Source organism: Terriglobia bacterium (assembly GCA_035712365.1).
Classification (GTDB): Bacteria; Acidobacteriota; Terriglobia; order UBA7540; family UBA7540; genus SCRD01.
In genome coordinates, this window is record DASTAW010000008.1 from 267,523 (window position 1) to 288,841 (window position 21,319).

The 21,319-nt window shown below is 57.9% G+C and carries 13 protein-coding genes, 1 tRNA gene and 1 pseudogene; 8 read left to right on the forward strand and 7 right to left on the reverse strand.

Translation table 11 applies throughout. The features are described 5' to 3' along the window. The first annotated feature begins 106 nt into the window (after positions 1 to 106). Positions 107 to 2,332, forward strand: a complete 2,226-nt coding sequence (gene glgX, locus VFQ24_03110) for a glycogen debranching protein GlgX (protein HET9177325.1) — start codon at positions 107 to 109, stop codon at positions 2,330 to 2,332. On the opposite strand, the gene VFQ24_03115 is transcribed toward glgX, so the two are convergent. From VFQ24_03115 to VFQ24_03130, 4 genes are all read right to left on the reverse strand, one after another. Next, entirely contained in the window at positions 2,333 to 4,807 is a 2,475-nt protein-coding gene (locus VFQ24_03115; GenBank protein ID HET9177326.1) for a glycogen/starch/alpha-glucan phosphorylase, read from the reverse strand. Between the two features lie 89 nt (positions 4,808 to 4,896). After that, entirely contained in the window at positions 4,897 to 5,235 is a 339-nt protein-coding gene (locus VFQ24_03120) for an STAS domain-containing protein (GenBank protein ID HET9177327.1), read from the reverse strand. Between the two features lie 23 nt (positions 5,236 to 5,258). Further along, positions 5,259 to 9,203, reverse strand: a complete 3,945-nt coding sequence (locus VFQ24_03125; protein HET9177328.1) for a PAS domain S-box protein — start codon at positions 9,201 to 9,203, stop codon at positions 5,259 to 5,261. A gap of 404 nt (positions 9,204 to 9,607) precedes the next feature. Then, on the reverse strand, positions 9,608 to 9,994 hold the full coding sequence (locus tag VFQ24_03130; protein HET9177329.1) for a hypothetical protein: 387 nt from the start codon (positions 9,992 to 9,994) through the stop codon (positions 9,608 to 9,610). A gap of 203 nt (positions 9,995 to 10,197) precedes the next feature. Here VFQ24_03130 and VFQ24_03135 point away from each other — a divergent pair. After that, positions 10,198 to 10,287: transfer RNA gene (locus tag VFQ24_03135), tRNA-Leu, on the forward strand. 151 nt (positions 10,288 to 10,438) lie between these two features. Here VFQ24_03135 and VFQ24_03140 read toward each other — a convergent pair. Next, the gene (locus VFQ24_03140) at positions 10,439 to 11,803 is read right to left on the reverse strand and encodes a zinc dependent phospholipase C family protein (GenBank protein HET9177330.1); all 1,365 of its coding nucleotides are present in this window, start codon (positions 11,801 to 11,803) and stop codon (positions 10,439 to 10,441) included. 870 nt (positions 11,804 to 12,673) lie between these two features. Here VFQ24_03140 and VFQ24_03145 point away from each other — a divergent pair. Together VFQ24_03145 and VFQ24_03150 are read left to right on the forward strand one after the other, a co-directional pair. Further along, positions 12,674 to 13,759 (forward strand): ATP-binding protein, encoded by a 1,086-nt coding sequence (locus tag VFQ24_03145; GenBank protein HET9177331.1) that lies wholly within the window; start codon positions 12,674 to 12,676, stop codon positions 13,757 to 13,759. Positions 13,760 to 14,256: 497 nt separating this feature from the next. Then, positions 14,257 to 14,829, forward strand: coding sequence for a TMEM175 family protein (locus VFQ24_03150; protein ID HET9177332.1), 573 nt, complete (start codon positions 14,257 to 14,259; stop codon positions 14,827 to 14,829). 188 nt (positions 14,830 to 15,017) lie between these two features. On the opposite strand, the gene VFQ24_03155 is transcribed toward VFQ24_03150, so the two are convergent. Further along, positions 15,018 to 15,662, reverse strand: a complete 645-nt coding sequence (locus VFQ24_03155) for an isochorismatase family cysteine hydrolase (GenBank protein HET9177333.1) — start codon at positions 15,660 to 15,662, stop codon at positions 15,018 to 15,020. 618 nt (positions 15,663 to 16,280) lie between these two features. Between VFQ24_03155 and VFQ24_03160 the strand changes: the two are divergent. Next, positions 16,281 to 16,490: pseudogene (locus VFQ24_03160) on the forward strand (site-specific DNA-methyltransferase). A gap of 303 nt (positions 16,491 to 16,793) precedes the next feature. Next, on the forward strand, positions 16,794 to 17,483 hold the full coding sequence (locus tag VFQ24_03165) for a site-specific DNA-methyltransferase (protein HET9177334.1): 690 nt from the start codon (positions 16,794 to 16,796) through the stop codon (positions 17,481 to 17,483). Here VFQ24_03165 and VFQ24_03170 read toward each other — a convergent pair. Further along, a complete protein-coding gene (locus VFQ24_03170; GenBank protein ID HET9177335.1) occupies positions 17,480 to 18,298 on the reverse strand; it encodes a hypothetical protein in 819 nt (272 codons plus the stop codon). The genes VFQ24_03165 and VFQ24_03170 overlap by 4 nt on opposite strands. 91 nt (positions 18,299 to 18,389) lie before the next feature. Here VFQ24_03170 and VFQ24_03175 point away from each other — a divergent pair, with 91 nt between their 5' ends. Then, positions 18,390 to 18,794, forward strand: coding sequence for a restriction endonuclease (locus VFQ24_03175; GenBank protein HET9177336.1), 405 nt, complete (start codon positions 18,390 to 18,392; stop codon positions 18,792 to 18,794). Positions 18,795 to 20,194: 1,400 nt separating this feature from the next. Continuing rightward, on the forward strand, positions 20,195 to 20,890 hold the full coding sequence (locus VFQ24_03180) for a B-box zinc finger protein (GenBank protein HET9177337.1): 696 nt from the start codon (positions 20,195 to 20,197) through the stop codon (positions 20,888 to 20,890). Positions 20,891 to 21,319 lie beyond the last annotated feature (429 nt).

Genomic DNA, 21,319 nt, shown 5'->3' on the forward strand with positions numbered 1-21,319 from the left:
TTGGCTTTGCACCGAGATTCTCAATCGAACTTTGTCGCCCGGTAGTCCCCAGCAACTCATAAAATAAGCCGCGGACCTGGTGTGCTCCACGGTAAGCGCTTTTTCAATGCCGAAAGATCCGCAAACATCCCAATCCAACATTCCTGAAGCGACGGAAAAGCCCGCAACAGCGGGACCCGGCCGCCGGAGCATCCCGAGCACGGAAGAGATTGCCGAACTCGAACGGCTGTTGAGCCTGTGCGAGGTCCAATCAGTGCGGTCAGGCGTCCCCTTCCCGCTGGGGGCGACCCTCCGGGCCAACGGTGTCAACTTTGCAGTCTTCAGCCGCAATGCGACAGGGGTACGCCTGGACTTTTTCAACCGGCCCGAGGACGCCATGCCGTCGCGGTCCATCCTGCTGAACCCGGCCCGGAACAAGACCGGAGATGTGTGGCACGTGTGGCTGGAAGGTATCCGCCCAGGGCAGTTCTATGGGTATCGGTTTGCCGGGCCCTATGCTCCACAGCAGGGACACCGGTTTAATCCTGACAAGCTGTTGGTAGACTCCTGCGCCCGGGCGATTGCGCCCGTCCCCGGCCGAAGCTATCGCAAGGCCCTCGGCTACGATCCTTCCTCGCCTCTTCGGGACCTGTCCTACTCGACTTTCGATGACGCCGCCACGGCCCCCAAATGCGTAGTGACGCACCCTGATTTCGATTGGCAGGATGACCAGCCGCTCCGGCTGCCCTGGGACTCAACCGTCATCTACGAGCTGCACGTGCGGGGCTTTACCGTCCATCCCAGTTCAGGCGTGGCGTTTCCAGGAACATACCACGGCCTGATTGAGAAGATTCCATACCTCAAGGAGCTTGGCGTAACCGCGGTGGAACTGATGCCGGTGCAGGAATTCAATGAGTTTCATATGCCGCGCATCAATCCTCAGACCGGCAAACGCCTGCGCAACTACTGGGGTTACGATCCGCTCAACTTCTTTTCGCCGAAAGCCTCCTACGCAAGCGTACACGAGGAAGGAGCGCAAGTCCTCGAATTCAAGGAGATGGTGCGGGCGTTTCATGCCGCGGGACTGGAGGTGATTGTCGACGTCGTGTTCAACCATACGGTGGAAGGCAATGAGCTGGGGCCGACCGTCTGCTTCCGGGGCATCGACAACGCCATTTACTACTGGCTTGCCGACGACAAACGTCACTACCGCGATTTTTCCGGCACCGGCCAGACGTTGAATGCAACGCATCCCGTGGTGCGCGACCTGATTCTGGACGCCCTGCGGTACTGGGTGATCGAGATGCACGTTGACGGGTTCCGGTTTGATCTGGCGTCAGTGCTGGGGCGGGACCGGAAGGGCAACATCCTTTCCGATGCCCCTCTGCTGGAGCGCATCGCCGAGGACCCGATCCTTCGTGACGCCAAGCTGATAGCCGAGGCGTGGGACGCGGCCGGGGCTTACCAGGTGGGTGGCTTCTCCTTTCATCGCTGGGCTGAGTGGAATGGCCGGTACCGGGATGACATCCGGAAGTTCTGGCGGGGCGACGAGGGGATGGCGCCCTTATTCGCCAGCCGCATCACGGGGAGTCAGGATTTGTACCACGAATCAGGAAAAGGGCCGGAGTGCAGCATCAACTTTATTACCTGTCATGACGGCTTTACCATGAATGACCTGGTCAGCTATTCAAAGAAACATAATGAGGCCAACGGCGAAGAGAACCGTGACGGCACGGATGCAGACTACAGCGAGAACCATGGCGTCGAGGGCGAAACGGACGACCCTGGAGTTGACGCGGTCCGCTGCCGGCAGATTAAGAACCTGCTGCTGACGCTCGCCATCTCCCGCGGCGTGCCGATGGTCCTTGCCGGGGATGAATTCCGCCGGACCCAGCGTGGGAACAACAACGCCTATTGCCAGGACAATGAGGTGAGCTGGGTGGACTGGTCATTGCTCGGACGGAACCGCGACGTCTTTCAATTTGCCCGCGGCGTGCTCGCCTTCCGTCGGGCGCATCCCGTGTTGCGCCGTGAAGCCTACTATACCGACGGGGAGCTGCAGTGGTTTGATCCGAAGGGTCAAGGTCCGGATTGGTTCGATCCGCGCCAGAAATCCCTGGCCTGTCTGGTCCGGGGAGAGAATAGCCACGAACTCTTCCTCATGTTCAATGCTGACATCACTGGAACCAGGTTCGTACTGCCCGCCCCGCGTTCAGGCCGATGGCACCTGTCTGCCGACACCACGCGGCCCACGCCCAGGAATTTTTACACCGCCGGGGCTGCGGTCCTTCTTCGAAATCCCTCGAGTTATCTGGTGGCGGGCAGAGCGGCGGCCATTCTTGAGGCACGCTGATCACACAGGCTTCAGGTCCCAGATTTCACGCGCGTATTCCGTCACCACCCGATCGCTGGAAAATTTTCCGACCCTTGCCACATTCAGGATTGACATGGATGTCCAGCGGTCATGCTCGCAATAGGCGGCGCTTGCCTTTTCCTGGGCGTCCAGATACGAGGGCAGGTCCGCCAGATGAAAATATTCGTCATTCGCATTCAGAAGGTCGTCGAAAATCCACTGAAACAGCCCCGGGTCGCGCGGGCAAAACAGGTTGTCGCCGAAGGCATCAACGATACGCTTGATCCGGGGATTCCCATCGTAATAATCCCGGGGTCGATAGGAATGCCTGGTGCGCATTTCCAGCAGCTCCTGGGCCTGATGGCCGAAGATGAAAATATTCTCTTCGCCGACTTCCTCTCGAATCTCGATGTTTGCTCCATCCAGCGTGCCCATTGTGATGCCGCCGTTCAGCGTTATCTTCATATTGCTGGTGCCGGATGCCTCCATGCCGGCCGTTGAAATCTGCTCGCCAAGGTCGACCGCCGGGAAAATCTTCTCTGCCAGCGAGACGCGATAATCGGGCAGGAACACCACCTTGATCCATTCCTGAGCGCGTGAGTCATTTTGGACCGTCCGACCGACCTCATGAATCAGCTTGATGATCTGCTTGGCCTTCCAGTAACCGGGCGCGGCCTTGCCGGCAAAGATATGGGTCCTTGGCACAGCCGGACGGCGCCCGTCTTCGACCAGCGCCAGATATTCATCGACGACGTGCAGCACGTTCAGAAGCTGCCGTTTATAGGAGTGAATGCGCTTGACCTGAACGTCAAACAGGGAATCAGGGTCCACCTTGACCCGCACCGTCTCATGGACGATTCGCGCCAATTCAACCTTGTTCGCGGCTTTCGCCTTTCGGAATTCATCGCGAAAACCGGCATCCTCGACGCGGCCTTCAAGCTTCCGAAGCTGGGTAAGATCAGTGATCCAGCCCTCGCCAATGGTGGCCGTCACCAGACTGGCAAGCTCCGGATTGGCTTTCAGCAGCCATCGGCGCGGAGTTATGCCATTGGTCTTGTTGTTGAATCTCTCAGGCCACAGCTTGTAAAGTTCGGGCACCAGCAACGTCTTGATCAGTCCCGTATGGATTGCGGAAACTCCGTTGATCGAATGGGACCCGACCATAGCCAGGTTGGTCATGCGCACCTGTTGGGGCTTGGATTCCTCAATCAGCGACACCCTCTTCAAGAGCCCGGGGTCCCGAGGGTAAACAGATGAGACGTGCTCCAGGAAACGTCCGTTGATCTCGTAAAGGATTTGCAAATGGCGCGGAATCACACGTTGCAGCAGCGGCACAGGCCACCGTTCCAAACCCTCCGGCACCAGCGTGTGGTTGGTGAAGGCAAACGTCGCCCGGGTGATTTCCCATGCGTCCCACCACTCCAGGGCCTTCTCGTCCACCAGGATCCGCATCAACTCTGCAATGGCCAGGGCCGGGTGCGTGTCATTCAATTGGACAGCGATTTTTTCGGGAAACCGGCGGAAATCATTGTGGTTCCGCTCGAACCTCCGAACCGTGTCCCGAACCGCGCACGCCGCCAGAAAATACTCCTGCACCAACCGCAACTCCCGGCCCGCGGTCACGGCATCGGACGGGTAGAGGACCTTGGAGATCGTCTCGGAAGCGATTTTCTGCTCCACCGCTTTGAAGTAATCGCCGTCATTGAAAATCCGCATGTCCAGAACCGTGGAAGAACGGGCTGAATAGAGCCGCAGGATGTTCACGACCCTTCCCCCGTATCCTGAAATCAATATGTCGTAGGGAACGCCAATCAGGACCTTCCAGCCCATCCACATGGGGTTATATCCGCCGTCACGATCAAGAGCGTGCTCGATGTGGCCATACACGGGAACGAGGCATGCTTCCTCAGGCCGCCCGATCTCCCAGGGGCTCCTCTCTGCCAGCCAGTTTTCAGGCTTCTCCTGCTGGTACCCGTCGTCTATTTCCTGCTTGAAGAGCCCATATTCGTAATTGATCCCGTAACCATATGCAGGCATCTCCAGGGTGGCAAGGGAATCAAGGAAGCAGGCCGCCAGACGTCCCAATCCGCCATTCCCCAGCGCGGCGTCGCCTTCGGCTTCTTCCACTGCGTCGAGGTCAATGCCCAGATTTGTGCACGCCTGCCGGTAAAGTTCGAATGCGCGCAGGTTGTACAGGTTGTTGGTCAGTAATCGTCCGATGAGGAATTCGATGGAAATGTAGCTGAGCGTCTTGAAGTCCTCGGCGCGGACATACTCTTCGGTCTCCAGCATCCGTTCCGTCAGGAGATCACGAACGGAAAGCGATACAGCCGTCAGCAGATCATTTGATGAAAGGTCGCGCCAGGGTTTGGCCAGAGAATACTTCACATGGCGCCGGATGGAATCCTCGACGGAAGCAGCGGAGAGAGTCTCGAGTGAGCGTTCCAGTTTCGGCAGAACGTGCTTTCTTTCCATGCCACTAGCTTAACGCAGAAAAGCCCCGGCCCGCTCCTGCAAGTGCGCCCGCCATGCTGCGCAACCGAACTTCGTTGCAGGTTTCATCGCTATGGCTCAAAGGCCCGGATCGCTTCGTCCCTGGTAGGATAGATGTCAAAGATCCGATGCATGCGCACGAGTTCGAAGGCCGCCCTCACCTGCTTCGACATGCAGCAAAGCTTCAGGTCTCCTCCCTTGGCGCTTAACTGCCGCAGGCAGGAAAGAATCACTCCCAGCCCTGAACTATCCACAAAATGGAGCCGACTCATGTCGAGCACGAGCTTGTTATTCGATTCCACAACAGGCGTGATGTCCCGCTTGAACTCCGGCGCGTTGCTGGCGTCGAGCTCATCGACTGGCACTTCCGCAACTCCTACTTCTCCAATCTGATCAACAGCTACTTTCATCGGCTCGTTTTCCCTTCTTTCTGTTACCGTCGCATTTTAATCAGGCTGATACAGTTCATGCCGCGCTCGTCGCGATAGTATCGCACGTCGTCGCTGCTCTTGGAAATAATGTAGGTGCCAAAACCGGACTCCCGCGAGCCGTCGAGCGCCGGCGGGGCCAGGCCCGAGGGATCAAATGGGTCTCCCAGGTGGTAGAGACGCAAGGCGACGCGGCTGGGAAAAGCTTCTCCTTCAAGATAAATCCAGCGGTCAGGCCGGCCATGATAGGCGTGTTTCATAATGTTACAGGCGGCTTCATTCACCGCCAGTTCCAGCGCGCTGATGCTCTCCGGGCTGAGGGGCGGTCCGGGGAGACTTCGGCAAAAGGAGTTCACAAATTCCCGTGCCTGGCCCAGGTACGTGAGGTCGCTGCGGATCTCCAAATCTTCGCGGGCAATGGCCGTTTCCCTGTTTTCAACTTGGACGGCTACGCCGGTGAGATCGTCCGCCAGACTTTCACCACCCGAAAAAGCAACAACGCTGCTCCGAATGGCCTCGATGAACGCATCCGGGTCCAGCCGGCTGTTCGCCTTAATGCTTTCGAGCAGGCGCTCAACTCCGAACAGTTCTCCTGCCTCATTCCGCGCCTCGGTGATCCCATCGGAGTAAAAGAAGAACAGGTCCCCCGGATCAAAGGACGTCGAGACCTGATCGTAGATTTCGCCTTCACGTACTCCCAGCGGGAGATTGTCGCCGTGCAGGATATCACACGCGCCCGAATCCCCGTGGACTTGAACGATGCCGGTGTGTCCGCAATCCACCAGGTCAAGGCGACGGCTGTTCACATCCAGGCGCGCGTAGGTCAACGTCACAAAACTCTCCAGGTCGATCAATTGCCGGACGACTTCGGCATGAGACAACATCACGATTTCTTTCGGTTCAGGAAGTTTGCCATTCCTGGAGAAGGCGTTCAAGTGGCTGAGGGCCTTCAGGAAATAGCTTTTCGTGGCGGCGCCCACCAGCGCGGCGGGAATTCCCTTGCCCATGACGTCTCCGACGATGACGTCCAGGCACTGGTCGCGGTGCCTGAAAAAGATATAAAAGTCTCCATCGATCCGCTGCGACGGGATCGTCAACGAAGCCACCCGAAGCCCTGGAACATCAATGGGAGGCTGGTCCAACAGCAAGGTCCGTTGTATCTTGTATCCCACCTCTGCTTCGCGCTCACGGGCCTGCTCAAGTTCCGCGGTGACCGCCTGCTCCCGCGCCAGATGTTCATCTTTCAGCGTATTGGCGGCCTGCAGTTCCGCCGTGCGTTCGATGACGCGCTGCTCCAGTTCGGCGTTCAGACTGCGGATTCCCTCCTCAGCTTTTTCGCGCTCCGCTCTTGTGCGCAGGGCCGTAATGCCAAACGCGAGGTCGGTCGCCAATTCCGTCAGCAAATCCACTTCTTCATCGCCAAAAGCCTCCGGCTCCCCGGAATAAATGTTGAGCGCGCCGAAAACACCGGAGTCCACCAGCAGCGGGATCGCGATGCTGGAACCGTAACCGCGCTTCAAAGCGTCCTCTCGCCAGGGCGCCATGCCGGGGTCGGTCGCGATGTTCCTGGCAAGGACTGTTTGTCGTGTGCGGATGCTGGTCCCTGTGGGGCCCCGGCCTCGTTCAACATCGGCCCAGGTGACTTTCAGCGCGCGCAGGTAGCCGTCTTCAGATCCTGCCTGCGCCAGCGGACGGACGGACTTCGCCGGGTCGTTGTCAGCGCTGCCCACCCAGCAGAATCGATAACCCCCGACCTCGACAATCAGGTCGCAGATCCGCTGGAGGAACCCGGCCTCGTCCGTGGCGCGGACCATTGCCTCATTGCAGAGGCTGAGGGCGCGGTTGGCGCGATTGATTCTCAAAAGCTGGGTCTCCGCCCGGTAGCGTTCGATGGCTGAGCCCAGGACGTTGGAAACCGCCTGAAGAAAGCTGACTTCGTCCGCAGTGAATGTCCGCTTCGCGCGCGAGTAGGCGCCCAGCACGCCGTACGGCCCTTCCTTGGTCATGATCACAACGCTCGCGCCACTCACGACGCCGTGGTCAATCAGCAACTGCGAGCGCACGCAGCGCTTCTCAGTTCGAAAGTCTTCAATGACGACCGGTTCGGCTGAAACGAGTGTATACCCCGCCTGCGATTGTTCCCCAAATTTGACGATGGAACGGCCCAGATATCCGGATTTCCAACCCACGCCCCATTTCAGCAGGAAGGTGTCGCGGCCCGGCAGCAGCTCCAGCACGTTGCAGAATTCAGTCTCTAAGGCCCGTGACACCCGCGCCACCGCTTCGCCCATCACCTTGTCGAATGGGGCCCCCTTCAGCGCATACGCGCCCAACCCCGCTACCACGGTCTGGAGTTGCGCGAGGCGGCGGACGGCTTCTTCCGCGCGCCGGCGCGCGGTGATGTCATACACCGTAGACCGGCTCATCACGTAATTTCCATCGCGGTCGCGGACCGTGGAGGAACTCAACAGGACGGGGAGAATGGACCCGTCCTTGCGGACCATATCCATCTCAACGTCGTGGACCACTCCTTCAGTTTTGAAATTCGAGAACCGCTCCTCGAACGCTTTGCGGCTTTCCGGCGTAAGAATGTCTGACAGTTTCTTGCGCCCCACAATCTCCACGCTCGAATAGCCCAGCCAGGAGAGTTCTGTGTAATTCATTCGGACAATGGTCCCGTCCTGGTCAACCGAGTGGTATCCGCACGGAGCGTTGTTGTACAGATCGTGTATTTCGTCCGAGGACCTCCTCAGCAAATCCTCCGCCAACCGCCGCTCCGTCACGTCCTGGACGGTCCCGATGCCGCGGGAGGGCTCATTGAGCTCGTCGAATTCAACGGTCCCCCTCTCCCGGACCCACTTCACCCGACCGCCCACGAGAATTCTGTGCTCGATGTTGAACGGACTTCCCCGCAAGGCTGCGCCCCATGCCTGCTTAACCATTTCCCGATCGTCGGCATGGATGGCGCCCAGGAAATCCTCGTAGGTCGGCGCCTGGGATTTTCGCAGGCCAAACATGCGGTAGACTTCGTCCGAACACGAAAAGCGATTGGTGGAAACGTCCAGCAGCCAGCTTCCGACGTGCGCGATGCCCTGCGCCTTGCGCAGGTTGGCCTCACTCTCGCGCAGGGCGGCCTCGGCCTTTTGTTGTTCTGTGATGTCCCGGGCAGCGGCAAATACGCCGGCAACGCCGCCCGCTTCGTCCCGATAAACCGATGCGCTGTAGAGGACGGGCATCTGGCGCCCGTCGCGATGGCGCATTTCAAGGGCGTAGTTGCGCACAGATCCTTCCCGGAACACCTTCTGATAGCCGGCCCTGGCCAGGGCGGGATCAGTAAAATAGTCGGAGAAATCCGTACCAATAAGTTCCGCGCGGAAATGGCCTGTGGCCGCTTCAGTCGCCGGATTGACGTCCGTGATCTTGCCGTCCTGCCCGATGGTGACGAGCGGGTCGATGGCGGCTTCCAGAAGGCTTCGGTTGTAGGCGTTGGCGCGCTTGGCTTCTTTTCTTTCAGCCTCCGCTTCGGCGGCGCGCTGCTTTGCCCGCGCGGAAAGCTGTCCCACCGTCAACGCAGTCACCAGGAATGCCGTCAGCGCAATCAGGTTTTCCGTGTCCTCGGCGGCGGAAAAGCCGGAAGACATCAGGAAAAAGAAATTAAGGCAGAACAGGCCAAATAGTGACGCAACCAGGCCCGGTATACTTCCCCAGAAGATCGCCACCAATAGCACCGTCAGCAGCATTGCCAGGGCCACCGTGGTGTCATTGACGTTCAGGCGAAAGACCACGCAGACGGCCGTCACAGCCGCGATGCCCAGCAGGGCAAAGGCATAACCGATGATTTTGCTTTCAATGATACGTGCCGGCATACCGTAGTGGAGCTTCAGCCTCGATACGATTCCGCGCGCGTTGGCAACAGCCTGGGCGCCAGCTCCACAGTTGGCGGGCGGCATCTGCGGCGGTCATATCTGCGAGCGGGCACAAACGGCGCCCTCCGCCTCGCTCTTGCCGTCACCCGCCGGCCACGGAATCTGGCGGCGGCAGATCTCCCTCAAGAACAGTCTAGCCGCAGCAACGACGGCCTTCAAGACATCCAACCCTGCGCGGCGCCGGATATCAAGTGAGCTTGCAGGTGGCAATGGACTGGGGGAAACACCCTCGCGAGCTACGGGCTGGCGCTGCAACGGCCCGCTCAGATAATTCGCGGCATGCCTCCGGCGCCATCCCCGCGGGAGCTCGATGCGGCGCCTGGTCAAGCGGTTTTATCAAAAAAAAAGCCTCCGGCAAGCGGCCGGAGGCCCATAACGCAATTCATCGGCAGCATTAAACCAGTCTGGGAAGCGACTGCTTTCAGGTCCTACGCCTTTTTCTTCGCCGCTCGTTTGGTTGCGCCGCGGATGCTGGCAATCGTAATACCTTTGCCGTCTGCGCTTCTCGTTCCCATGACTCGGACGTGCTCTCCGGCAAATTTTCCCAGGTCCGGCTGTTTCTGATTTTCGATCGCAAGGACCTTGCCGCCGCTAACAAAGACGTATTGGGCGCCGCCCTTGACGCATCCCATGGTACATCCGCGGTCATTGCCAGCCATTTTATGATGGACGCCACAGTTGGAGTCACTGATGTCTCCATAGTAGGCGTGCTCTGTATGTTGACGGCCGTGTTTGGCTGCCGTCTGGGCGACCGCAGGCAGAGACAGTGCTAAGGCAAGAGGAAAAGTAAAAAACATCACAACCAGTTTCTTCATATCGACACGCTCCTGAACTTGATGGGACTAACCACACCCACAGTTTGAAATTGAGATACAAGCGGCAAAATCATAACGTATTTTTGAAGAGAAGGCTAGCAGGCTGGGCACTCCTGATCCAGGCGGCGCCGTCATCGTTCCGGACCCCCGCTTCGGCCGCCGCTCCGGAGATGCCGTGGTACACTCATTTCCGGCACACCTGCGCGGGGGTGGCGGAACTGGTAGACGCAAGGGACTTAAAATCCCTTTTCCCTTTCCGGGAAGTGAGGGTTCGATTCCCTCCCTCCGCACCACGCTGGCCTTATTTTGGACTGACTCCGGCGCCCGGCGGCGCTTGTTTCTCAAGCCAGCAGTCCCTTCGCCTGCACGTCAAATCACTCCGCAGACCTCTGCCTCACCACGGCCTCGCGCATAAACGGCTCATGGCCAAGCTCAAAGTATTGCTCAATGCGACGCAATTTGGCTCTGGATCGGCGCGGCGCGCAAAGCGGCCAGTTCGCGAAGGGTCTTTCTCCATTTTTTTGGATGCTTCGTCGCAACGGCGGGAACGTCAGGCATTGCGTAGTAGGAAAGGATGTCCTTGCGAAGCTCCGGCGTCAAGCCGCGAAAATGCTGCCTGGCAAGGGTGTGGAGGAGGCGGGCATAGGTTTCGTCGGCCAGAGCGTAGTTTCCAGCTTTTGTGGCTCCGCCGGTGTCCAGATTTGCCTCCGGGAACGCAGGGGCTCCGCCCTTTCGGAGTTGTACAAGGTCAGACTCAAACCGCGAGACTGTAACATCGAATGCCCTGATGAATTGGTCCTGGACCTGGACCGTCGGCGGCTTGAACTCGAGCGTTCGCAACGGCCCAACCTTGGGCGCCACTTCCACGAAAAACACCAGCACCTTGGCGACGAATTGGACGTTGGCTTCTTTGGCTCTTGATTTCCATTGCCAGGCCCAGGGTCTCAGCCGGTAAAATCTCCTTCTCCTTCTGGCCAGCGTTCGATAGTTTTGCGTGGAGAGCCGGTAGCGAAATCGTGCAGTGGCAATCTGCGGGTCCACCCGGTGAAGATGTTTTGCTTTCTTCCGCCACAGAATCTGGCCGATGTCAGGGATGATCTCGCTGGCAGTGAGTCTGTAAGACCAAAGGGAAAGTCCCTCCGACAAAAACTGTCTGTGAAGTTTCAAGCCATAGGTATCCTGGAATGCGCGGTCCAGGAGGCCCTGGGGCACCTCGAATCCAAGAAAGTTGTGATAGGTCATCGGCAGATACCCGGCCCCGGTGATTTGCACCACGTCAAAAGAGAATTCCGTCATGACGTGGGCGGTGGGGTTGTCTTCGTAGGTAACTCTGTTGCCAAATTTCTGCCGCAAGCCTGGATACATTTCAGGCACCGAAATATTGACCGCCAAAGGGTGACCGGTGTTGTCGGCGACGTAGTGCGAAAGGGCGCCAAGGGCAAAGGCATATTCGTCGATGTCCCTGGAGTCGGCTAGCAGGGCCTCTATAAAATCTCCGGTGCGGACATAATGCGTCAGATCGCTGAAGTAATGGTTCCCAAAGGGGTAGTAACCCAGGTCCTGAATGACGCATCCTCCATACGCAAAGGCGTGCGCCTGCAACAGTTGATCAGGCGTGGCCCCAGGGTATCGGCTGAGCAAGAGAGGAACAATAAACGGGTCCCAGGCTGCATCAATCAATGCTTCGTGGCTGAGCACCGAGTATGCTTTAACTGGTGACCCCGGCAGAACAAAGCAGAGGACTAACGCGCCAAGCGCCGCAAACCTGAGCGTGTGGTCGGACCGCTTTGGGGATGCGGATGGATTCATCGAGCACTCCTTCGAAGGTCCCGCAAACGTTGAACGACAACACTCCCCTCTTGCGCCGGTGAGAGCTCGACGAACAGACTCTTGGCCCGCAAAACAGGGATGAGAAAATGAGACTCTAGCGGCTCGCCTCCACAGATCGCCAGGCGGCCCCTACGCAGCTCGCGTGCACATTGCGTACCACATCGCTCTCCGGAGAAGCTCTCGATAGATCAACCACATGCAGGTCCGAGCTGGAGTCGATATCGGGGCTCCAGGAAAGGAATACGCATAGGATAAGGAGATTTTTCAGCATTCGGTCAACTAACTGAAGGGCCAGTTAACCAACAGGGTAAGCGTTCGGGGCGGTGTCAGGTTCCACGCAAACACCAATCGTCTGCCTGGGTTGAAGAGGCGGCAAACAGTACAACAACGCACGGTCTGGGTTGCCCCCCGCCAGAGGTATTTTGCCGTAGTTCCACGCCGAAGGCGGCGCGGCGGCGCAGAGGAGAACTGGCGAAGCTCCGGGTGAGGCAGCGATGGTCCCGACCGCGAAAATCGATGTCCTGTGCCTGATATCTTCGAACATGCATCCTCGTTTAATGATAAGATGCTCATATACCTAACTGACATTGGCGGAGGGGAAAAATTGAAACTCGTTCGTATCACGAGATACCCGCTATTGCTCACTTCCAACCCTGGTTTGCGTTTGCCCCTGGTGTCCCTGTTACGACTGCACGCTTTCTGCAAACCTCTATTTGTTGCAAAACGGCGCAGATTCCTGCACGCCCTTCAGGAACTTCCTTTGGGGTTGAGAATATTTCAAGTTGAATTGGCCACGGTCAGATCAGCATCCTTTATCCTGCCATTTGGCGGCAAGAAATGAGGATTTCGATGAGCAGAAAACTTCCAGATTCGGTTATGGTCGAGGGGCAGGAAGCGGCATTAGCGCAGAACAGGCTGGCCGAGGCCGTCTTGAATAACTCTCTCAGTTGCATGGCGATTCTCGACCGGCAATACAACTTCATTCGCGTCAATGAGACCTACGCGCGAGCCGCCCGAAAAAACACCTCCGAGTTTACTGGCCGGAATTACTTCGAACTGTACCCCAACTTTCCCAGGTCGATCTTTGATCAGGTAGTTCGCACCAAACATCCTTTCGTAACCAGCGCGTGCCCATTTGTTTTTCCTGATCAACCCGAACACGGAGTGACTTATTGGGACTGGAGCTTGGCGCCGGCGCTCGATTCGCAGAGCGAGGTCAAGTGGCTGGTCTCTTCGCTCCTCGATGTGACGGCGCGGGCGCGGGCGACGGAAGAATTTCGGCAGCATTCGCGACTCGTGCTGGAGGCCCTGGAAGAAGAGCGGCGGCGCATCGCCCGGGAACTCCACGACGGCATCGCCCAGGAACTAACGGGCATACTGACGCTCCTCGCAGCCATCCGGGATGCCCATCTATTGGGCAGCCGGCCGGCCGAGAATCTAAAAACCGCGATCGCGGCCACGGAGCAGTGCCTGCTGGAAATCAGGAATATTTCGCACCTGCTCCACCCTCCTGCATTGCGCCAGTGGGGCCTCCGCCGGTCGCTGGTTTGGTTCGTCGCTCAGTTTCAAAGGACCACAGGCATCGCCGTGGATCTTAAACTGCCATCGGAATTGCACGGCCTGTCAGAGGATGTCCAGCAAGCAATCTTTAGAATCGTCCAGGAAGGGCTCAATAACGTAGCCAGACATTCCCACAGTTCTCGGGCAAAACTGGAACTGGTCTCGGATTCGGATCGAGTGACTTTAAAAATAGCCGACCGAGGCAAAGGGATACAGCCCGCGGATTTAGAGCGCGACAAGAAAGCCTTCCCGCAAGCCGGCATTGGCATTTCGGGAATACGCGAGCGGGCGGCGCAACTCGGTGGAAAATGCGAAATTGCTTCGAGCCCAAGAGGTACTGTGCTCTGCGTCACGCTACCGCACGCCAAGATGTGAACGCCTGGCGCACGCGCCATAATGCCTCGGCGGCGTGACCCTGGCGTAGCACCGCCCCCCGGCCGTTTTCATGGGCGAGCCACCGCTGCCACGCCGGCGTCTACATCGATCCAAGTGGTCCCAAATAGTTCGGCCGCGCCCCTGCGCTGGCTTACCGCTCGCATCACGACGCGAGCTTAACGCCGACCGTGGTCGCAGTCGCGGCTGGCGCAAATACTCGCCTTGTCGCATCTGATGTTATACGGTGGCCGGGGCGCGTCGTGCAAATACTCGCCTGGTAATGTCTACGCCAACCGGCCGCCGGGCCCTTGTAGTCCGCCACAGAGCTTGCTACGCTTCGTCCATGAACAGGTGTCCCCCCATTGGCCGCAGTTTCTTCCTTTTCTTCGCCAGACCGCATCACAACAGGGTGAGCTTCTGCGTCATCCACCCTGAAAAGATCGTCCTGGTGGTCCGTGAATGCCGAAGCCCAAATGGGCGCCGAAGGAGCCTGAAGAATGAACAAAGGCCGCATGGAAGCTTTCAGCGACGGCGTGCTCGCCGTCATCATCACGATCATGGTGCTGGAAATGAAGTCCCCGCATGGAACCAGCCTTGCCGCCTTGCGGCCTCTGGTTCCTGTTTTCCTGAGCTACGTTCTGAGCTTCGTTTATATCGGGATCTACTGGAGCAACCATCACCACCTGTTGCACGCCACCCAGCGCGTTAGCGGGTCAACCCTGTGGGCCAACCTGCACCTCCTATTCTGGCTTTCGCTTGTTCCATTCACCACCGCCTGGATGGGGGAGAACCATTTCACCCCCTGGCCGGTCGCCTTATACGGAATGGTCCTCCTGTTGGCCGCAATCGCCTATTTCATCCTTACCCAAAGGCTCATCGTTCTTCATGGACGAAGCTCAACCCTAGCAACGTCCATCGGCAGCGACGTGAAAGGCAGGATTTCAATCGCAATTTATGCAGCGGCGATTCCGCTGGCCTTCGCGCAGACGTCGATTTCCGAGGCCTGCTATATTATCGTCGCCGTGATGTGGTTGATCCCTGACCGGCGCATCGAAAGGGTGCTGAGTTAGCAGTGGCCCGATGCCCCAATCGAAGCGGGTACGCGCGGCTGGCGCATGTGCTGCGCCGTTTGGATTGCATGCGCGGTATTTCGAGTGCTTGATGTCTGCGCCACCCGCGAGCGATAGAGCCGGGTAGCGCAGACTCTCGAGTTTTTGAGAGTCTGCGGTTTTTGATTTTCCATTCTTGGATGCAGAGTTCACATTCGCGACAGTCGAGCCAGCAGCTCTTCGGTTGAAAGAACCAGGACGCCAATTCTCGCCATCTCGGTTTCATCGCGCTCGGAGAAGCCAGAAATCGCGTCGCGCACCAGAACGACGCGAAAATCCCGTTCACTCGCCTCCATGATCGAAGTACGCGGGCAGTTTGGGAAATTGCAGCCCGCGAATATCGCCGTCGTGACACCCAGACCGCGAAGGTGGCCCTCCAAGCAGGTTCGGTAGAACGCGCCCCAGCGCGGCTTGTAGATAATCACCTCATGCCCGGCCACGGCCTGAATGCTGCCTGAAAGGAGTGCGCTCCAATCCAGCGAAATACGATCGTCCGGCAGCAGTCCTGGGGCGAGCTGCGATCCCGGAGTATCAGGAGCCAGCGCCGCCAGTTCCCCCGTTTCTGTTGCGGCCCTCCTGCAAAGGTCCACGTTCGAACTATCGGGCTTGTATAAACGGACAACGTGAACGATGGGCCGCTGAAGCGCGCGGAACGCGGCTAAGAGGCGGGACATGTTCGAAAGGATGGAACTCGTACCCGGAATCTCAAGCGGTTGGCCGTCAAGGGTATCCCGCTGGGTATCAATCGTAATCAACGCCGCAGTGCTGAAATCGGGTTCAGTGTAACGGTCCATGAAAAAACCTTGGCCTCCTGCACCGCGCTATTCTAACCCCACCCATCTCCGCGGAGACAGACATTAAATAATCGATATGTGCGTCGTTGGCACAGAGCTTTCCCTCTTCAGGGGCTGAAAGCCCGCTCTGTTAGCCTGCTGTTTTCTGTCGGACCTGAAGGTCCTACCCCTGGTCTTTTTAGGCATGGCCGCAGTTCCACCGTTAGGAGGTCGGAGCTTTTCAGCTCCGACACTTCTCAGGCACTCTCCAGCCAAGAGGCTTTCAGCCTCTGAAGCCGGGTGGCGCAGACTCTCGAATTCTTGAGAGTCTGCGGCTTTTGATTTGAATTCTCGTGACCCTGTGCAACGAGGCAGCGGCGCCCGTCATTCCGATCCCGCGGAGCGGGAGAGGAATCTGCTTGTTCCTTCAAAGAGAACGAAACCGTAGCGGCGGCTTTACGCCGCCATGTGGCGAGGTAAACTCGCCGCTACGTGAACCCACGTGGTTAAAAATGCCCCACGGCAGAAGAATAATCTACCACCCTCGCCCTCCGGGAGAGGGCGGTCCTGCTTGGCGGGACCGCGTGAGGGCATCCTGCGTGCGCCAGCGTTCCCCGTTTGTGCTATCCTTTTGCGCAAATGGATTGGGAAAACAAGCTCTACTTTGGCGACAACCTCGGAATCCTCCGTGAGCATGTGGCGACGGAAAGCGTGGACCTCATCTATCTCGACCCGCCCTTCAATTCCAGCGCCACCTACAACGTTCTGTTCAAGGAAAAAAGCGGAGAAGAGTCCGCCGCCCAGATCACAGCCTTTGAAGATACCTGGCAATGGTCGCAGAAAACCGATGCGGTTTACTTACGACGTAGTTGGAGAGATCGCGAGCAAACCTCCTTGACACTGAATAGCGTAGCGGTATAATGCTGTCTTGCCGTCTGGATGGCAATATGGCACAAGGGAACCAACTCAGCCTTATTCCGGTGACCAAGACGACGTTTCGGATTCCGAAAGAGACGCATCGCAGGCTTAAGATCAGGGCAATTCAGGAAGGTCGGCAAATGGCCGATATAGTGGTAGATGCAATTGAAACTTACTTATCAAGTCGAAGAGCAACGAGCCCCGATCCCTTACCAGGGCGGTAGCCCGATCGTCTTGGTAAGACGAAAAGGCATCCGCCCGCGCAAGTCCCCGGCGGGCACAGCTACTAACAGCCTCGTTTTCTCCGCGTATCAGGGAACGAACTCAGATGTTTTCCCCCACGTGCTTTCGCTGTATGTCCCTCGGGGAAGCAAAGTTGCTGACGTTACTTTCGGGAAGGGCGTCTTCTGGAAAAATGTCGATCCCGAGTTTTACAACCTTCTCAAGAGCGACATAAGAAATGGCATCGACTGCCGCGCCTTGCCATACAAGAGTGAGACGGTCGATGGCGTTGTGTTTGATCCGCCGTACATGCACACCCCCGGGGGCACAGCACACGAAGGACATCAGAACTACGAGTCATATTACAAAAACAACGGGACGGGCAATGGCACCTCGAAAAAGTACCATGACGCGGTCTTGGACTTGTACTTTCAAGGGTCATCAGAAGCGTGGAGGATCTTGAAGCCTGGGGGCATCTTCATCGTCAAGTGCCAGGATGAGGTCTGTGCGTGCCAGCAGCGATTAACGCACGTCGAGGTTATCAACCACCTGACGAAGGATATGTTTATCGCCGAAGACCTGTTCGTATTGATGCGAACCAATAAGCCTGGAGTTAGCCGTATCCTGCGACAACGGCACGCTCGCAAGAATCACTCTTACTTCCTGGTCTTTAGGAAGAAGCCTTGCAGAACCAGGGTCTAAGCATACAACAGCGTTGGGAGATCGCTCAGGGCTTGGCCGAACGACCTTACCTCCAAGCGCGGGAATTTGGAGGCCAAGTCGAGGTAACTCTGGGGTGGGTCAAGGTAGTAAACGCGGCTCAGCTCGGCGACCCGAGATTGGAACATCTGTAGTTGCTTCGGAACGCAGATCTCAATCACCTCGCCAGTCTTGCTGTCCCGCTTCGTTTCCGCAGCGACGACCAGAACGCCCCGGTACACTCCCGTCCCAAATATCCTGTCCAATACGAGCTGATGAACCCACGCTTGAACAGCGCGCTCTCGCGTAGATGCCTTGATGGGAAGATGTATCTTACGGCTCTTCCCTTCCGGGTCAAAGACGTAGTCGGTCGGAAGGTCCGCGCCGGACTCTGGAACTCGGACCTTTTTTCGGGGGGCGACACCGACGGCCCGAGCCACAATGTGACCGATCAGAATCTCGAAGAACGTCGCGGAGGCCTTCCGTCCCACCTCGCACACATCATTGGCCGCAAAAACGCTGTAGGCTATGGAATAGGTCGAGCTCACGATAGCCTCGGGCGCAGTGGCTCGAAACCCTCTTTGGAACGCCCGTAATAATTGTAGAAAATCTCCTTCGCGCTCAGCGTAAAGAGCCTCATTGATCGGCCTGGATTGCCCAGCCAGCCTGAAGCTGAAGTATCTCTTTCCAACGACGCGCGACTTTAACGGCAGTCGCTCGGCTCGTGCAAGCATCTGCCGGGCATTCAAGGTCATCTCGGAAATAAGGCGGGCCACTGACCTTCCCCCAAGGTCTTTAGAGGCGGTTTCCTTCAACATTTGGTACTGGCTACTAAGTTGCTCGGGCACAGGGCCGTGATATTATCACGAGGCTGCCTTCGATGCCATTTCCCATACGAGGAAGTCCGGCGTGAACAGCCACATCTATTTTGGGAGCCATAAAAGTGGCAGGGCCAAGCAAGTGATCGTGCAAGTCAAAAGCGGCTACATCGGCGTCAACCATGTTCGCGACCTCAAAGGAGTTCTGGCCCGCGAGAAAGCCGCCATTGGCGCGCTGATCACTCTGCGCGAACCCACCAAGCCCATGCGGGTCGAAGCCGCCTCCGCCGGGTTCTATGAGACCTCCGACCCGTCGGAAAAATTAATCAAGATGCAGCCCAACAGCGGGAGGCGCTCCCCGCGCCTGCAAATTCTTACTGTAGCTGAATTGCTTGCCGGCAAAAAGATCGAGTACCCAAGCGGCCCCATCGCCCGCGAGGAGACCTTCGCCAAAGCCGAGCGCAAAACCCGGCACCAGCAGGAGGAACTTTTTTGACCGTATCGACAGAGCGCAGGAGAGGAGAGATGTCTAATTCGAGGTAAACTACCGAGGAACCGCCAGCGCAAAATCGAGTCGTCCTTTCCTAGGGCAACCCAGCACTTAAAGGAAGCTTATCCGCCCTGGGCTGCGCCATTTCTCGGGTCGGAGGCGAGAACCGCCTCGGCGCTACGCGAACTTTGGGACGGCTGGCACCTGCTCTGCGAGGCCAATCTCGCTCTAATAGAATCGGAGGCCTGTTGGGCCTGGTATTCTGAGTTTCGAATCCCGTCCAGCGAAACGCTTGCAAAATACTTTTGTCTTTACTTCCTGGAGGACGTGGCCCTTCGGCTGGGGGCCAGCTGTGGGCACATGCTCTTAGCCCTTCGAAAACATATGGGTTTCAGGCTGGCTAAAGGCGGTGAAAGGGGCTCTATGCTGGCCAAGACCATCGCTGCGCTTGAAGCGCAGCCCGACCAGCCGCGTGCGCTCTTATGGCTACGCACTCTAAGCTTAAACAAAGCCTGGCAAGCCTGTTCTGAATACCGGCATCGCTGGACGCACAATTCGCGTCCTGCCGTTGTGGGCCTCGGCTGTATCCTGACTTCGAAGAGGTTGGAGGTGACGGGCGACAGCGTGGGGTTTGGCTTCGGAACCAAGCAGCCCGTGGATTGGACCATCGAGCAGCTTCGACCTACTTTCAGGAAGGGGTACTCCGCTCTCCTTCGGGTTTACCTGGATGTCATGAAACTGATGTCGCCAGACCGTAAGTCGCTAAGGGCAGCGGAGCCTATGCGTAACCCTCGAAGGGCCGCGCCTCACCGCTTTGAAAGATCACACATTTAAGCCCCAATGTGGCCCGCAGTGGTATTGGAGGAAACCTTGAATCCCCACGAACTGTACGACTTCTTAAGGAAAGGTGAATGATTCGACTCTGATGACTTGCAGGCCCTGCGAGTGGGCCTGTCGGATGCAACCGCAGCATTTAGCAACCCGGCGAACGTCACATGGGTTAACAGTCGGCTCGCCATTGAATCCATAAGCGCTATGAGGGACCTCGATGAATCGATTCGGAAGCTGGACGAGAGCAGTACGCGGTTGGCCTCGAAGACAAATTGTTTAACGAGAACTATTCTCTGGGTGACAGTCGCAGCCGTGCTTTTCGCAGTGGCGCAGGTCGTTGTCGCCGTCTTACAGTTCCATCGCTGAGTTAACGGCGCAGAGCCGGCAGCGCGTCCTACTATTTTGGGGTACTCGGTTCTTCCCTGTCAACACGAGTGCCGCAGGCCACAAGAACGGCGCTACACGATGGGCGCATTATGAAAGAATAAGAGGTCTCGATGAGGAAGCCTTGGTGGGTGAGGGCAATTGGGTTGGGAGGGTGGTTATGTGCCGCGATGTGGGTCGGGGTGATCACGATGAAACCAACACCGCAGACCGCGATGGGACAGTTGGTCCTGTTTGGCGTATTGCCGTATGTCGTTTTTGGGCTCTGGCTTCTGTGGGGCGTGATGAGCTTTGTGTTGTACGTGGTGGCGCGGGCAGGCAAGCAGAACGCAGCCATAGTGCGCGACGCACTGGCTGCGAGGGGCAATCCTTTTCCCGCCGGGACGCAACTGCCACACGGCTCGCATTTCTCAGGGGCTTTGGACCGGATTTCAGTCAACGTGCCGCACCCGCCCGTCGCCCAAACGCGGCAGACGGGTTCGGTGTTTGGGCTGACGCTGGGACAGGAGGCACGCGCAGTTCATCCCCTCAAGTCAGCACGGACAGCTCAGTCCGGTGTGGAAGCATCGTCTGGAACGATGGATACTCCCGTCTGGACAGTGGGTTCGTCCGGTACAAATGAAGCGGCCGCACACAACGCTTGGTCACCTAGAGAGGGACAGCGAGGCAAGAGCGAACCGTCAGTTTACACGTACGAAGCGCCGGGACTCCCGCCCTGCCCTGAATGCGGTGTTCGTCCGGTGATTTTCTATTGCACACGACACCACCAGCCGCTTTGCCTGGAATGCGTAGTCCGTCACGACCGGGCATACGAGTGTACTTATGTCCCAGGCTGGCGTGGCGAGAAGCCAGGCATGGGTGGAGTTCCTTCCCCCTCCGGCAGCTAAAGCCCGGCCGGTCAGCCTGCTTTTTCTGTCAGACCTGAAGTTCCGATCCCCTTAAACCGGCGGGCAAAGCCAGGACTTACTCTCTGGCAGGCGTTAAAATCTCGCCGAGAGGGAGTGGCGGCGTCCCGCCTGCGCGGCACCGCCATCAAATCATTTCAGCGCAGATGGCGGCATAAAGCCGCCGCTACAAAGGAAATTCCGGGAGCCCGAAGGGCTCCCCTACAAAACCGCCACGGCTCAACTAAGGCGCGTCAACAAACATTCTCCCGCCGATTCAGTAGGTGCGTGCGATTTTGCTGTCAACGCAAAATAGAAAGTTCCGGTATTTAGCCAGATAGAAACTTCCCCCTCCAGGGGTGGTTTGGGGGAGGGGTGTGGGCTTTGCTGGCGGCAAGTCCTGGAGGCCGTAGGCCGGAAGGACTTGCCGGC

Bases quoted from the DNA above. Each gene is read 5' to 3' on its own strand.
- glgX (HET9177325.1), top strand. From the start codon at position 107: ATGCCGAAAGATCCGCAAACATCCCAATCCAACATTCCTGAAGCGACG.
- VFQ24_03115 (HET9177326.1), bottom strand. From the start codon at position 4,807: ATGGAAAGAAAGCACGTTCTGCCGAAACTGGAACGCTCACTCGAGACT.
- VFQ24_03120 (HET9177327.1), bottom strand. From the start codon at position 5,235: ATGAAAGTAGCTGTTGATCAGATTGGAGAAGTAGGAGTTGCGGAAGTG.
- VFQ24_03125 (HET9177328.1), bottom strand. From the start codon at position 9,203: ATGCCGCCCGCCAACTGTGGAGCTGGCGCCCAGGCTGTTGCCAACGCG.
- VFQ24_03130 (HET9177329.1), bottom strand. From the start codon at position 9,994: ATGAAGAAACTGGTTGTGATGTTTTTTACTTTTCCTCTTGCCTTAGCA.
- VFQ24_03140 (HET9177330.1), bottom strand. From the start codon at position 11,803: ATGAATCCATCCGCATCCCCAAAGCGGTCCGACCACACGCTCAGGTTT.
- VFQ24_03145 (HET9177331.1), top strand. From the start codon at position 12,674: ATGAGCAGAAAACTTCCAGATTCGGTTATGGTCGAGGGGCAGGAAGCG.
- VFQ24_03150 (HET9177332.1), top strand. From the start codon at position 14,257: ATGAACAAAGGCCGCATGGAAGCTTTCAGCGACGGCGTGCTCGCCGTC.
- VFQ24_03155 (HET9177333.1), bottom strand. From the start codon at position 15,662: ATGGACCGTTACACTGAACCCGATTTCAGCACTGCGGCGTTGATTACG.
- VFQ24_03170 (HET9177335.1), bottom strand. From the start codon at position 18,298: ATGTTGAAGGAAACCGCCTCTAAAGACCTTGGGGGAAGGTCAGTGGCC.
- VFQ24_03180 (HET9177337.1), top strand. From the start codon at position 20,195: ATGAAACCAACACCGCAGACCGCGATGGGACAGTTGGTCCTGTTTGGC.